At 66.5% G+C, this 14297-nt stretch carries 8 protein-coding genes and 1 tRNA gene; 5 read left to right on the top strand and 4 right to left on the bottom strand.

Annotation, left to right across the window (positions count from 1 at the left end; all coding sequences use genetic code 11):
• Window positions 1–13 precede the first annotated feature (13 nt).
• From OXU50_03140 to OXU50_03150, 3 genes are read left to right on the top strand one after another with little or no spacing between them, the layout of a single operon-like run.
• Window positions 14–1012 carry a Fe(3+) ABC transporter substrate-binding protein gene (locus tag OXU50_03140; GenBank protein ID MDD9868881.1) on the top strand — a complete coding sequence of 333 codons (999 nt, stop codon included), beginning with the start codon at window positions 14–16 and terminating at the stop codon, window positions 1010–1012.
• A gap of 12 nt (window positions 1013–1024) precedes the next feature.
• Window positions 1025–2677, top strand: coding sequence for an iron ABC transporter permease (locus OXU50_03145; GenBank protein MDD9868882.1), 1653 nt, complete (start codon window positions 1025–1027; stop codon window positions 2675–2677).
• Window positions 2674–3753: an ABC transporter ATP-binding protein gene (locus OXU50_03150; protein MDD9868883.1), complete on the top strand. Its 1080-nt coding sequence runs from the start codon at window positions 2674–2676 to the stop codon at window positions 3751–3753. The genes OXU50_03145 and OXU50_03150 overlap by 4 nt, the downstream gene beginning before the upstream one ends.
• A gap of 6 nt (window positions 3754–3759) precedes the next feature.
• Here OXU50_03150 and OXU50_03155 read toward each other — a convergent pair whose 3' ends face one another.
• The 3 genes from OXU50_03155 to OXU50_03165 all read right to left on the bottom strand — a co-directional run bounded on the left by OXU50_03155 (window position 3760) and on the right by OXU50_03165 (window position 12194).
• Window positions 3760–10743, bottom strand: a complete 6984-nt coding sequence (locus OXU50_03155) for an FG-GAP-like repeat-containing protein (GenBank protein MDD9868884.1) — start codon at window positions 10741–10743, stop codon at window positions 3760–3762.
• Window positions 10740–11219 (bottom strand): hypothetical protein, encoded by a 480-nt coding sequence (locus tag OXU50_03160; protein MDD9868885.1) that lies wholly within the window; start codon window positions 11217–11219, stop codon window positions 10740–10742. Before OXU50_03160 ends, OXU50_03155 begins: the two co-directional genes overlap by 4 nt.
• Window positions 11220–12008: 789 nt before the next feature.
• Window positions 12009–12194: a hypothetical protein gene (locus tag OXU50_03165; GenBank protein MDD9868886.1), complete on the bottom strand. Its 186-nt coding sequence runs from the start codon at window positions 12192–12194 to the stop codon at window positions 12009–12011.
• Window positions 12195–12348: 154 nt separating this feature from the next.
• Between OXU50_03165 and OXU50_03170 the strand changes: the two genes are divergently transcribed.
• Together OXU50_03170 and OXU50_03175 are read left to right on the top strand one after the other, a co-directional pair.
• Window positions 12349–13698 carry a sulfite oxidase gene (locus OXU50_03170; GenBank protein MDD9868887.1) on the top strand — a complete coding sequence of 450 codons (1350 nt, stop codon included), beginning with the start codon at window positions 12349–12351 and terminating at the stop codon, window positions 13696–13698.
• Window positions 13668–14162: a hypothetical protein gene (locus tag OXU50_03175; GenBank protein MDD9868888.1), complete on the top strand. Its 495-nt coding sequence runs from the start codon at window positions 13668–13670 to the stop codon at window positions 14160–14162. The genes OXU50_03170 and OXU50_03175 overlap by 31 nt, the downstream gene beginning before the upstream one ends.
• Window positions 14163–14185: 23 nt before the next feature.
• Here the strand turns inward: OXU50_03175 and OXU50_03180 are convergent.
• Window positions 14186–14262, bottom strand: a tRNA-Met gene (locus tag OXU50_03180).
• Between the last annotated feature and the right edge of the window lie 35 nt (window positions 14263–14297).

Genomic DNA, 14297 nt, shown 5'->3' on the forward strand with positions numbered 1-14297 from the left:
ACATCATACAGCATTGGCCGCATTTGCGCTGTACTGCCTGCTTGCGGGCGCCCCTGCCGCCGCCGAAGTGAATATCTACTCGGCGCGCCAGGAAAGCCTGATCAAGCCGCTGCTCGACCGCTTCAGCGCGCGGCACGGTGTCAAGGTGCGCCTCGTCACCGGCAAGGCCGACGCGCTGCTCGCGCGCCTCAAACTTGAAGGACAGGACAGCCCCGCCGACCTGCTGATTACCACCGACGCCGGACGCCTGTACCGCGCAAAGCAGGCCGGCCTGCTGCAACCGGTCCAGTCCGAAACGCTGGCCGCGAACATTCCGCCGCGCTACCGCGACCCGGAAAACCACTGGTTCGGATTGTCGCTGCGCGCGCGCACGATACTGGCGGTCGCGGGCAAGGCCAACACGGCGGCGCTCGCGCGCTACGAATCGCTGGCCGACCCGGTCTGGCGCGGGCGCATCTGCATCCGCTCGTCCGACAACATCTACAACCAGTCGCTGGTCGCCTCGATGATACACGCCAACGGCGACGCGGCGACGCTGGCGTGGGCCAAAGGGCTGGTGGCCAATTTCGCGCGCCCGCCCGCCGGCGGCGACCGCGACCAGATTCTGGCGGCGGCGGGCGGGCTGTGCGACATCGCCGTCGCCAACACCTACTACCTGGCGATGATGCTGCAAGGCAACAACCCGGCGCAGCGCGAAGCGGCGAAGAAAATGCGCGTCGTGTGGCCGAACCAGCGCGACCGCGGCGTGCACATCAACATCAGCGGCGCCGGTGTGACGCGCGCGGCGAAACACCGCGGCGAGGCCGTCGCGCTGCTGGAATACCTGGCCGGCGCCGACGCGCAGCGCTGGTACGGCGAGGCCAACAACGAATACCCGGTGCTGGCCGGTGTCGCGCCCGGCGCCGCGCTGCAATCGTGGGGCGAGTTCAAGGCCGACGACATCAACCTTGAACTGCTCGGGCGGCTGAACCGCGACGCGGTTGAATTGACCAACCGCGCCGGCTGGCGGTAGCGGGCGGCAGCGATGGCCGCCGTTGCGACATTGCGGCGCGCCGCCGGCGGCGGCTTCAGCGCGTTGCAGTTCGGCGCGCGCGCCGCCTCGGTGCTGATTCTGCTGCCGGTCGCGGCGCTGGCCGTCTGCGTGTTCCTGCCGAGCGGCGGCGTGTGGCCGCATCTGCTGGAAACAACGCTCGGCCTCTACCTGAAAGACTCGGCGCTGCTGGCCGCGGGCGTCGTGCTCGGCGCGTCGGTCATCGGCGGCGGCGGCGCCTGGCTTTGCACCGTCTGCGACTTTCCGGGGCGGCGCTTCTTTGAATGGGCGCTGATTCTGCCGCTGGCCTTCCCGGCCTACATCATCGCCTACACCTATACCGGCATGCTTGATTACGGCGGCTGGCTGCACCAGCGCGTCGGCTTGCAGGCGCTGCCGTCCATCCGCTCGATGGGCGGCGGCATCGCGGTGCTGAGCCTGGTGCTCTACCCGTACCTCTACCTGCTGGTGCGCGCGACGCTGCTGCAACAATCCGCCAATCTGGTCGAGGCGGCGCGCACATTGGGGCTTGGCCCGTGGCAAACCTTCACGCGGCTGATGCTGCCGGTGGCGCGCCCGGCGATTGCGGCGGGCGCGGCGATTGTGGCGATGGAAACGCTGTCGGACTACGCCACCGTCAAGCACTTCGGCATACAGACTTTCAGCGTCGGCGTGCTCCGCACCTGGTTCGGCCTCGACAGCCTCGTCGGCGCGGCGCAGTTATCCACGCTGCTGCTGTTCTTCACCGTCGGCCTGGTCGCGTGCGAACGGCTGGCGCGGCGGCGCGCCGGTTATTACAACGCCGGCCAGCGCGAGACGCTCGGCGCGGTTTATCCGCTGCGCGGCGCGCGCGCGTGGGCCGCCGCCGGCGCCTGCGCGCTGCCGGTGACGCTCGGCTTCGCGCTGCCTGCGGCGCAACTGGCGGCGTGGGCGTGGCCCGCGCGCGCCGCGGTTTTCAGCGACGATTACCGCGAACTGATCGCCAACACGCTGCTGCTCGGCGGCGGCGCCGCGCTGGCGACCGCCGCCGCCGCCGTGCTGCTGGCCTACGCGCGGCGGCAGCGCCCGCACGACCGCCTCGGCTGGCTGCACCGGGCGGCGACTTTCGGCTACGCGGTGCCGGGCGTCGTCGTCGCCGTCGGCGTGATGCTGGTGTGCACGACATTTGAGAAAGCCGCCGCCGGCGGCGCGGCGCTGGCGGGCATCGCGTCGCCGGGGCTGTTTCTGAGCGGCACGCTGTTCATCCTGTATTTCGCCTACACGACGCGCTTTCTGACGCTCGGCTTCAACAGCGTCGAGAACTCGCTGCTGAAGGTGTCGCGCAACATGGACTGCGCGGCGGCGACGCTGCGCGCGTCCGCCTTTGAGACGCTGCGCGCAATCCACCTGCCGATGATACGCACCGGCCTGCTGACGGCGATGCTGCTGGTGTTTGTGGATGTCATCAAGGAACTGCCGGCGACGCTGGTGCTGCGCCCGTTCGACTTCAACACGCTCGCGGTGCGCGCCTACGAGATGGCGTCGAACGAACAACTGCCGGCCATCGCGCTGCCGTCGCTGACGATCGTCGCGGCGGGCCTGCTGCCGCTGACGGTGCTGGCGCGGCGCATCACGCGCCGCCCGGCGCGCACGCTGATGCGGCGATGACGGCGCCGCTGTCCATCGAGGGCGTCAGCGCCGACATCGGCGACACCGGGCCGAGGCGCGTCGTCGAGCGCGTCTCGCTGCGCCTCGACGCCGGCCAGATCGGCTGCCTGCTGGGGCCGAGCGGCGGCGGCAAGACAACGCTGCTGCGCTGTGTCGCCGGTTTCCACCGCATCAGCGAGGGCGTCATCCGCCTCGGCGGCGCCGTCATTGAAAGCGCCGCGCAACATGTCGCGCCGGAGCGCCGGCAAATCGGCATGATGTTCCAGGACTACGCGCTGTTCCCGCACCTGACGGCGGAGCAGAACATCGCTTTCGGCGTGCGCAAACTGCCCGCCGCGGGCCGCCGCGAGCGCGTCGGACAACTGCTTGAACTGACGGCGATGACGGAATGCGCGCGGCGCTACCCGCACGAACTGTCGGGCGGCCAGCAGCAGCGCATCGCCCTTGCGCGCGCGCTGGCGCCGCGCCCGGGGCTGCTGCTGCTGGACGAACCCTTCTCCAATCTCGACGCCGAACTCAAACTGCAACTGGCCGGGGAGATACGCGACATCCTGCGCCGCGAAAACATCACCGCGCTTTTCATCACGCACGACCAGAGCGAGGCGCTGGCGATGCCGGACATGCTCGGCGTCATGCGCGGCGGGCGCATGCTGCAATGGGACACCGCCTACAATATCTATCACCGCCCGGTGTCGCGCGAGACCGCGACCTTCGTCGGCATGGGCGCGATGCTCAAGGGCGCCGTCAGCCGCGGGCGCGGCATTGACACCGCGCTCGGGCGCCTCGAGCCGCCGCCGGCGGGCGGCCTGCCGGCGGCGGGCGCCGTGCTCGCGGGCCTTGAAGACGGCGCCCGCGTCAGCGTGCTGATCCGCCCCGACGACATCGTCCACGACGACGCCAGCGGCCTGCGCGCGGTGATAGAGAAAAAGCAGTTCCGCGGCGCCGAATTTCTCTATCATCTGCGGCTTGAAAGCGGCGAAACCGTCCATTGTTTCGCCCCCAGTCACCACGACCACCAGCTCGGCGAGGCCATCGGCATCCGCCTCGACATCGAGCACCTCGTCGTCTTTCGCTGAACAACATCAGCGCAGGCTGCGCGTCGCCCACGCCGGCGTCACCGACGCCGCGACAAACGGCGTCGCCACCGCCAGGTTGGCGAAGTTCAGCACCTCGCCGAAGCCGCGCGCGAACGCTGACATGCGCTTGATGTTGCCCATCGAGTCGTACCAGTAGCCGCTGTTCAGGAAGTCGTGCGGCCCGGCGTACGCCTCGTGCACCAGGTCAAGCCACGAACCCGGCTCGTAGGCGTGGCCGAAGAACGCGCCCGGCCCGCCCTGGACGCCGCCGAACGGGCTGGGCACCTGTTCGGCCAGCCACGAGACGATGCGCCCGCCGGCCAGTTTGAAGCCGTCGCCGAAAAAGCCGGCGCTCTTGCCCGCCGCGTTTCGCGGGTCGAGTTTTGACTGCGCGATCATCCTCTCGCGCATGCCCATCGCCGCCGCCGACAACGCGGCGGCGCGGAAACTCGCCTTGAAGCCGTCGGCGAACTTGCCGCCGTGCAGCACTTCCGACGCGCCGCCGGCGAGGCTGTCGGCAAAAACGCGCGCCGCCGAGTAGTTGCCCGGCGAGAACCAGGCGTTGACGCCGCCCGACAGCGAACCGCCGAGCGCGCCGCGCAGGCCGTTGCCGAGCAGGCCGTTGAAGTCGCCGTTCAGCGCCGACGACGACGCGCTGAAGGTGGCGCCGCCGACCGCCCCCTGCAGCAGGCGGGCGTTGGTCAGCGCCCACGCCGGCGCCTTGGCGGTGGCGGCGGCTGCGGTGGCGCCCCATTTGCCGAGGTATTTGGCGTAGGCCCACGAGCCGGCGACATAACTGACCACGGCGGCCACCGCGAAGCGGAAGATGCGCTTCTTGAACAAACTGCGGATTCCGCGAAACAACGACTTGAAGGCCTTCTTGAAGAAGAAGCCGCTGGGGTCGGTGTATTTCATCGGGTTGTTCATCACATAACTGTAACGGTTGTGGCTTTGCGTGCGGTCGGGCGCCTGCACATGCGGGTCGGGGCTTAAGAAGCGCCCGATGGCGGGGTCGTAAACGCGCCCCTTCATGTCAATCAGGCCGAACGCATCAAGGTGCTCGTGGCCGGTGTAGCCGCGCCGCGTCCACGCCGACGGCGTGTCGCCGACGCCGGTTCCCGGGTGCGCGCGGCGCTCGCCGAACGGCGTGTAACTGAAGGTCTCGACGATGCGCCCGCTGTGGTCGCTGACCGCGTCGGGAGACCCCAGCACATCCCAGTGGAAGTAGCGGAAGTCGCCGGTTTGCGGGCCGCCGCCGCCTTCAATGGACTTGATGGCGACCAGCCGGTTCTCGGCGTGGATGTAATGCCGGTGCTGCACGACGCCGTCGCGGATGAATTTCTCGTAGAGATTGCCGACATGGATAGTCTGCCCTCCCGCCGAATCCGTCTGCCTGATCTTGCGGCGGTCGGCGTCGTAGTACATCCGCAGCACGCGCCCGTCGGACTTGCGCGTGATGGACGACGGCTTGTTGTACCCATTCCAGGCGGCGGTGAAGTCCGGGCTGTCCACCATACGCCCGCTGCTGTCGTAGCGGTAGCGCCCGCGCGGCGTGCTGCTGACGGCGTGCGGCGTGCGGCCCTGGTCGCCGTAGGTGTAATCACCGACGCCGGACTTCGAGACCAGGTTGCCGGTTTCATCGTAGGTGTAGAGCGCAATCCGGTTGTAGTCGTCACCGAGACCGGCGCCGGTCACCATGGACGACACCAGGCGGTCGAGTTCGTCGTAGGCGAACGACTCCTCGATGCCGCGCACGCGGTCGGTGCGATTGGCCAGATTGCCGAGCGCGTCGTAGGTGTAGGCGTGGCGCCGCACATCCCGGCCCGATGGCGTTGTCGTCACGCTTTCAAGCAGGCGCCCGGTGGCCGGATGGTAGCGGTTCTCGCCGTGCAGTCCGTTGCCGTACACCTCGGACAAAACCCGCCCCGCCGCATCGCGCGACACCGCGCGCCAGTGATGAACCTGCGCGCCGGCGGCGTCGTTGATGGCTCGGTAATGGCCGCCCAACTTGCCGTAGTGTTCGCCGCGCTGCTGCTGCGCGACGATGTTTGCACGCGCCTTGTCGAGTTCGTCGAGGTCGGAGTGCATCGCGCGCAGGTCCTCGGCGACGAGCACCCAGCGCGCGACGGTCTTCCAATCATCGCCGATTTCATCGCGCACCAGCGTTTCCAGTTCTTCGGCTTTTTCGCTGACTTCGTCGCGTTTGTCTCTTGCTTGTTGCCACAGGGTTTGTGCCCGGCTCTCGTAGTACACACGATCCCAGTTCGCCACCAACTGATATTGATATGAGGTGCCGCAAGTCCATTCGCCGGACGATGACCCGCCGGTATCCCAACTGTTGACATGCAGCCCGATTGGCTGAAAACCGCCCGGCACAAATTGGCAGGAATGCACAGGCGCAAAACCCATCCGGTACTGCGGTTCGTTCATGGCCAGCCGGTGCATCGCCCAGCCATCCTTATTGAGTTTCGCAATCTCCTCGCGCAGTTTGGCGATTTTGCGGGCGAGGCCGTCGGCGATGGAGCCGAGGCGCTGCGCCAGTTCCTCGGCCTTGTCGCCCGACCACGGCAAGTCCTCGGGAGCCTCGAGATACGACTCCGCCGTTTGCCGGTAAAGGGCGATGCGGCCCTCGTACTCGCGCACCTTGCCCCGGTAGAACGCAATCCGTTCGGCGGCCCTGGCCTGCGTTTGCAGCGCCTCGCGCTGCGCGCGCGTCAGCGCGGCGGCATTGAAGTCGGGTATCTGCGCGCGCGGGCTTTTCAGCGACAGCAAGCGCCCCTGCGCGTCGTAGGCGTGCTCGACGACAAAGCCGCCGGGCCGCGTGACGCGCGCGGCGCGCCCGTGGCGGTCGTAGTCGGTGCGGATGACATACCCGCGCAAGTCGTTGACCTCGGCCAGGCGCCCGAGATTGTCGTAGCGGTACTGCTCGATGTGCCCGTCAAGGCTTTTCTTCTTCGCCAGTTTGCCGACGCCGTTGTCGGCGCTGTCGTAAGTCCATGCGTTGTGCCTGCCGGCGGCCAGATAATGGTGTTCAACCCGGCGGCCCAATTTGTCGTACACCAGCGTCGTCTCGTTGCCGGGCGCGTCATCCCAGACGACATTGCCGAAAGCATCGTAGGCGTAACTTTTCCAGCCGGCATCGGGGTCTTCCAGCCTGATTTTCTCGCCACGCCGGTTGTATTGCATCGTCGTCTCGTTGCCGTGCGCGTCGCGCACCGCAATCAGCCGCCCCGCCGCGTCGTAGGTGTTCTCGACAACGGCGCCCTCCGGCTCGGCGATGCGGACGGTGCGCCCGAGCGCGTCCTTGACAATGGTCTTGTCCATGCCGCGCGCGTTGGTGTAGTCCACCGCCAGCCCGCGGTACTCTACGCCCGACACGGCAACGCCGTCTTCAAGCGGCGTTTCCGTCGAGACGACGCGGTCGAGCACATCGTACTGGCGGCGCGTCCAGTGCGCCTCGTCGCCGCTGAAATACGGCAGACTCTCGGCAATCACGCGGCCAAAGCGGTCGTGGACGAAGTCGCGCAACACGGGGCGCCCGCCGTCGCCGATGCCCGCTTCGCGGATTTTTCGCCGAAAGCGGTCGTGCCAGGTGATGCGCGGCGTCTCGCCGTCGGTCTCCCCGGTCACAGCGTACACCGCGCCCGCCGGCGCGCCGCCCCACTGCCGGCCATTGGTGCAGTTGCGTGCGCGATGCGAACAGTTCCACAGATGGCGGCGTCTCGTCTCGACTCCGTCGGGGCGGCTCTCGCCGGTCTGGCGCCCCCACAGATTGTAGTGCTTGACCGTCGCCAGGCCGTTGGCGTCGGTCACCGAAAGCAACTGGCCGAAACGCGCGCCGAACCATGAACTGACGGTATGCCCCATCGGGTTCACCGTCTTGACCGGAAAACGCCCGTCGTCGTTGTAGGTGGTCAGTGTCTCGCGCTCCACGGTTTGCCAGCGGTGCAGCACGCCCCCCGGCAGATATGACTGTCCCCGCTCGACCTTGGCGATGCGGTTGCCGAAGTTGTCGTAACGGTACAGATATTCGCGCTTCCGCGCGCCGGAGCCGAGGACTTCACGGGTGACGGCGCCCGTTTCCGGGTCGCGATCAAACTCGCGTTCCTCAAGCGAAACATCCGCCTGGCCGTCGGCCTCGTTCATCACCGCGACATGCCGCAGTTGCCCGGGCAGCCATTTGTCCTCGTCATTGTCGTAGCGCTTGCGGGTGGTCGTCGTGAAAACCCGCCCGTCGCCGCTGACTTCCTCCCGCATCAGCGTGACATTGCCGAACTCGTCGTACTCAAAGTCGCTTTCAGTCTGCGAGATTTCCTCAAGGCCGAGATCATGGCGCGCCTCCTCGCCGCTTGTCCGGCGCACGAAGATTGAGGCGCCGTGGTTCAGCTCAACGCGGTCGTAGCCGTTTTGCAGCGACGACAGCACATCGCCGTTGTCGTCCCAGGCGCCGCCGTCGTGCAGTTTGGAGACCACCGACGCCACCTGCCCGGTGTACGGAAAGTCCTGCAGAAAGCGCGTGCGCGTGATGATGCCGCGCGCGGTGTCCACCTCGTCGCGCCGACCGAAGCCGAGAAAGCCGTGGCCGCCGAGATGGATTTTCGCGTTGCCGTAGCGGTAGAGCGTGCGGTTGTTCAACTCGCCGTGTTCGTCCTCGGTCAGCACGCGGCGCACGACGCGCACCGGCGGGTATGCAAAGACATTTGGCCAGGCGCTTTGCCGGTCGGCGCGGTGAACGCCGGGGTCGGCGGGATGGCCGTAGGCGATGTCGGTGCGCACGCCGAAACCGTCGGTCACCCGCACGATTGCGTGCCCCGGAGTCCATCCCCTGGTGTCGGTGTGCCCGCCGTGGCGGTCGCTCCAGTAGATGTCGCTCGCGCCGTCGCCGTTGAAGTCAACGAATTGCAGATGGGTCGGCGACAGGCCGGTGAAGCGCACCGTGATTTGCGCGCAGCTCTGTCTTTCGTCAATAATGCAGATGGAGCCGTTGGCGCCGTTTTTCTCGAACAGATCGCTTTTGCCGTCGCCGTTGAAATCGGCGACCTGCACGCCGGCGAGTTTGTCGGCGCCGTACGACGGGCTGAAAATCCCGCGGTGGCGGGCGCTTCGCGTGTGGTAAGTGCCGTCGCCTTTGGACAGGTGAACCACATCGGTTTCCAGCGCCTTGCCGCCCGAACGCAGGCCGTTGTAATACACATCGGCGAGGCCGTCGCCGTTGAAGTCGGCGAAGCGGTAGCGGTGGACAAAGGTGTCGTTGGAGCCGAAGCGGTCGGCGCTGCCGACGCCGTTGACGCGCCGATAGACGCCCGGGCGCACGGTCAGGTGCAGGTCGTCCATGCCCTCCTGCAGGTAGTAGATGTCGCTGCGCCCGTCGCCGTTGAAGTCGGCGATGTGCAGGCGCTGCACATCCACGCGCGCATTGTTCTCGCCGCGGCGCACGACGGCGCCGATGCCGGCGACCTTGCGGAAAGTGCCGGCGCCGGTGGACAGAAAAATGCCGTCGCCGCGCATGCCCATGTCGCGCTTGCCCATGCGGTAGATGTCGCTGCGCCCGTCGCCGTTGAAGTCGCCGAACTTCAGGCACGCGATGTCGAGGCAGCGGCCAATGTCGGGCCGCGAGCCGGCGCCCGTCGCGATGCCGCTGACGCGCTCGAACGAAACCCGCCCGCCGTTCACGCGCGACAGGTAAATCACATCCATGTCGTGGCGGTAGCGCAACTGGTACACATCGGTGAGGCCGTCGCCGTCGAAGTCGGCGAAGTGAAACTGGCCGGCGCCGGCGCTGCCGGACAATTCGGTCGCGGCGCCGTCCACCGCGTCAAAACGCCCGTTGCCGAGGTTCAGGTACAGCCGGTCGGTGACGCGCCCGCTGTTGCCGCGAACTTCGTAGATGTCGTTCAGGCCGTCGCCGTTGAAGTCGCCGAAACCGAGCCGGAAGTCGTCGCTGTGGCGAAACAGGCTCAGCACCGCCGACGCGCTGGTCTTGACCGTCCAGTCGGCGGCGGCGTCCGCCGCCTGCCCGTGCCAGTCAAACCGCGTCGGCGGCAGGCATTCATTGCGGATGCACTCGGTGATCGAGGCCAGCCGCGACGGGTACAGCGAAGGCAACGCCGCCGCGCCCGCCGGGCGCGGCGCGTAGGCCAGGTCGTAACGCCGCACCATCTTCCAGCTCGTCCAGGTACTGATGGAAGTCAGGCGGTGGCGGTGCGCCGTCTCCGCGCCCGCGGTGAAACGCCGCCCGGCATCGTCGCGCTGCCCGTACTGAAACACCACCCGGCTTTTGCCGTTGCCGTAATCCACCCGCGCAACGCGATGGCCCCGCTCGCCGTCCTTGTGGTAGCGAATCAGTATCTCGTTGCCGAAGCGGTCGCTGATGCGGTCGAGCAGCCAGACCCTGACCGCGCGCGCGCCGTTGTCTTCGGGGGCGTGCAGGCGCGAGGCTTCGCTGCGCCCGTAGTCCATCACCACGCCGTCGCGCCGCCACACCTTGAACTTGCGCGGCCCGAGCGAACGCCCGTTGCCGCCGGTTCCAATCCGGCCGTATGAACGAACGCGCGAGAAACTCTCGATGCGGGTGCGGTATTCGCCGGCGTCGCCGCCGTAATCGCCGGAGACGACGGCAAGGCGCTGCCCGTCCAGGCAGAAGCGGTCGCGGTCGTCCATCACCACCTGCAGCGGCCCGTCGTAGTCGCCGTCCTGCGCGAGGTCGCGCGCACAGCGGCTCACAACCGACAGCCCTTCCAGCATCCAGCCGAGGCCGGCGATGCCGTTGCCGGCCTGGCTGTTGTACGCCAGCGCCAGTTGCGGCTCGAAACCGCGCGCGGCGGGCGGCACCTGAATGGCGACGCGCCAGGTCGCGGCGCCCTGGCCGCCGACCTCAAAGTCGCCCTGTATCGCGCCGACCGCGTCGGCGGCGGCGCCCTGCGACAGCGCGATCAGGCCGCCGACGGCCAGCGCGCGCCATGAGATAAGTTGTGTCCAATGCTGTTTCATTGTTCCTCCCCGGAAATGTCGTTGTCGCGCAAACGCCTGCCGGCGTCTTCCAGCGCCTGGTGAATGTCTTCCAGATGGAGGGGAACGCGGTCGAGAAACTTCGCCGGCAAACCCGCGTCGAGAATCAACTCGTCGCCGCGGTGCACCAGCACATCCGCTTCCCGAATCCAGCGCCGCGGCAAAGCCTCCGCATCGCCGCCGATGGAATCGTTGTCCGCGCCGCCATCGCCGCCCGGCGCACCGACGGACTCCCGGCGCGCAAGCGGCGCGGGGCCGTCTGCGGCGGTGTCCGCCGTGTTCGCCGTGTCCGCGCTGTCCGCGGCCCGTTCAGCGGCTGCGCGCGCCTGCGTTGCGGATGGCGCCACCGGCCCGGTTTCGTATCCGTAAAGCCAGATACCAAAACCGGCCAGCAGCAGCGCCGCCCAGAAAACAGGCTCGCGGCAGCAGCCGACGATGACAGGTTTCCAACGATTCATCATGCCTCCCTGGTTCGGAAGGCAATCTAAAAGCGTTCATAAGAGAGCGGTTCAGCCAATGGGCTGAACGGTGGCATTTACCGGTATGAATGACAGAAACGGCGTCCCCCCGTCGGACGAACGGTCAATTCGGCGAAGTATTGCCGCTTCCGGCGATGCGGGCGCGCCGGCAGCGTACACAAAAAAGGCCGCCCGAAGGCGGCCTTTATGGTGCCGGCAATGCGGCGCAGTCAGCGCTTGCGACGCTCATTGCGGCGATCTTCAAGACGCTCCATAATCAGCGCAATAATCACCGGAGTGATGAATGCTACAGCAACCACCAAAGAAAGGATTAACGGAGTGGTCATTTCCGGGTGGTGGGTCGGCGGCTGTTATGTCGGTCAACCAGGGCAGCGACAATCCCCGTGACGGTGAATATCACGCCAACCACCAGAACAACAATTAGCGGAGTGGTCATTTCCATGCTGTCGGGTTAGCGGTCGCGGCGCTGGGCAATCAGGCCGGCGACAATCACGGTGATGAGTACCGCGGCGAACACCAAAACAACGATTAGTGGCGTGGTCATTTCCATGCTGCCGGGTTAGCGGTTGCGGCGCTGGGCAATCAGGGTAGCAACAACCACGGTGATGAGTACCGCGGCAAGTACCAAAACAACGATTAACGGAGTGGTCATTATTTATCACCCATGCACATGCCATCCTTAACGTCTGCGGAATTGGTCAATCAAGGCGATAATCCCCGGGATGCTGGCTATCGCGGCGACCACCAAAACAACGATTAGCGGAGTAGTCATTCTTCCTTTTCCTCCTTTACTTTGATGCCGTTGACAAGAATTACTGCGGTCCCAACAGAGGCCATGATAACTGCCACAGCAGTTTCCGGCGTGGTAAAACCCTGGATAATGCCGGCGGCGACGACAACCACGCCACACTGCCGCCCGCTGGCCATCAACTCTTTCAGGTCAATGTACTTCATGCCCCCAGCATAACACAAAAAACGCAGCCGTTCGTCGGAAAGTCTTGTCCTGTATGGCTTTCCGGCGCCATCAAACGCTCTCAAATGCCGTTCGTCGGGCGGAAATTCTGCTATAATCAAGGCGGTTTCAATGCATCTTGCAAGGAGGTTTATCATGATTCCGAAAGTCAACAGAATAAACCGTTCGCGGCCCGTTGAGCGGGGCCTGCATGAACTGTACGCCGACGACCCCGAGCGCGCCGACCGGCTGGTGTTCGGCAGGCGCTGCAATGCTTCCCGACGCGGCTTTCTGAAAGGGGCCGGGCTGGCCGGCATGGCCGCGGCGCTGGGTTTGCCGGTGGTGTTTTCCGGCAGAATGCCCGCCGGGCTGATACCGGCGGCGCTCGCCGATTCCACCGCCGACTTCAACTGGGCCGCCTACGGCAAAAAGGGCCTTCGCATTCTGAACGACCGCCCAATCAATGCGGAAACGCCGCCGCATCTTCTCGACGATTCGGTGACACCCGCCAAATACATGTTTGTTCGCAACAACGGCATCGTGCCGCCGCGCGGGGAACTCGACCCCGGCGAGTGGACGCTGACGATAGACGGCGAGTCCATCGAGCGCCCGCGCACGCTGACCATCGCGCAACTGAAAAAGGAATTCAGGCACCACACCTATCAGTTGCAGATTGAGTGCGGCGGCAACGGCAGGGCCGAATACGACCCGCCGGCGCGCGGCAACCAGTGGACCACCGGCGCCGTCGGCTGCGCCAACTGGACCGGCGTGCGCCTGCGCGATGTGCTGGAGTCTGCGGGCGTGCGCCGCGGCGCGGTGTACACCGCCAACTTCGGCAAGGACAAACACCTGAGCGGCGACCCGAACAAGCGCCCCATTTCGCGCGGCGTTCCGCTGGCCAAGGCGATGGAGGACGAGTCGCTGATTGCGTGGGCGATGAACGGCGAGGACATCAACATCCTGAACGGCTATCCGCTGCGCGTGATCACCGCGGGGTGGCCCGGTTCAACCTGCGGCAAATGGCTGACCGGCATCGCGCTGCGCGACCGCGTGCACGACGGCGCCAAGATGACGGGCAAGGCATACAAGGTGCCGAAGAACCCGGTGGCGCCGGGAACCAAAGTGGATGACAGCGACATGATGATCATCGAGAGCATGCCGGTGAAGTCGCTGATTACGCGGCCCCGCACCGCGATGGAACATGCGGCGGGCAGCGCGCTGGAGGTCGGCGGCCATGCGTGGGCCGGCGACTTGAGCGTGCGCGCGGTTCATGTGTCGGTTGATTTCGGCGCGACCTGGCGGGAAGCGCGGCTGTCCAAACCCAAAAACCGCCTCGCGTGGCAGGACTGGTCCGCCAGCGTGCGCTTTCCGAAGACCGGGTATTACGAGGTGTGGGCGCGCGCAACCGACGAACGCGGCGCCGCGCAGCCGATGCTGGTGCCCGGCTGGAATCCGAAGGGCTACCTGAACAACCGGTGCCACCGGATCGCCGTCCATGTAGTTTGATTGTGCGGGCGCGGCGGCGCGCCGGTTTTGCGGTGTCGCCGGGCGCGGCGCTGCCGTCCATGCGTTTGAGCGGGCGGCTGCGCGTTGTTCGTTTTGCGGTGGCGCCGCCGATGTGTTCAGTCGTGCGGCGTGCCTGGCGGTTGGGCGCCGTTGTTTTTGCGTTGTTTGCGGGCGCGGTGTTCGCCGGTGATGCGGGCGCGCCGGACGCCGGCGGTTACGACCCCGGCAGCGGGTTTTTCATGGCGCCCGGCTACCAAGCGGCCATCGCGCATTGCACGGCCTGCCATTCGGCGCAACTGGTGATTCAGCAGGGCCAGCCGCGCGGCGGCTGGATGGAGTTGATTGAGTGGATGCAGTCGGAACACGGCCTGTGGCAGATTCCGCAGCCGCAACTGAACGAGTTGCTGGATTACCTGTCCGCACACTACGGCCCGGGCCGCCCTCATTTCGGGCGCAACGAGTAACAACGGGCAGTACTTCGGCGGGTTGGTAGCGGGGGGAGGATTTGAACCTCCGACCTTCGGGTTATGAGCCCGACGAGCTGCCAGACTGCTCCACCCCGCACCCGTTGTTATTCTACCGGATTATACCGCAAAGCG

The organism is Gammaproteobacteria bacterium, from assembly GCA_028817225.1.
Classification (GTDB): domain Bacteria; phylum Pseudomonadota; class Gammaproteobacteria; order Poriferisulfidales; family Oxydemutatoraceae; genus Oxydemutator.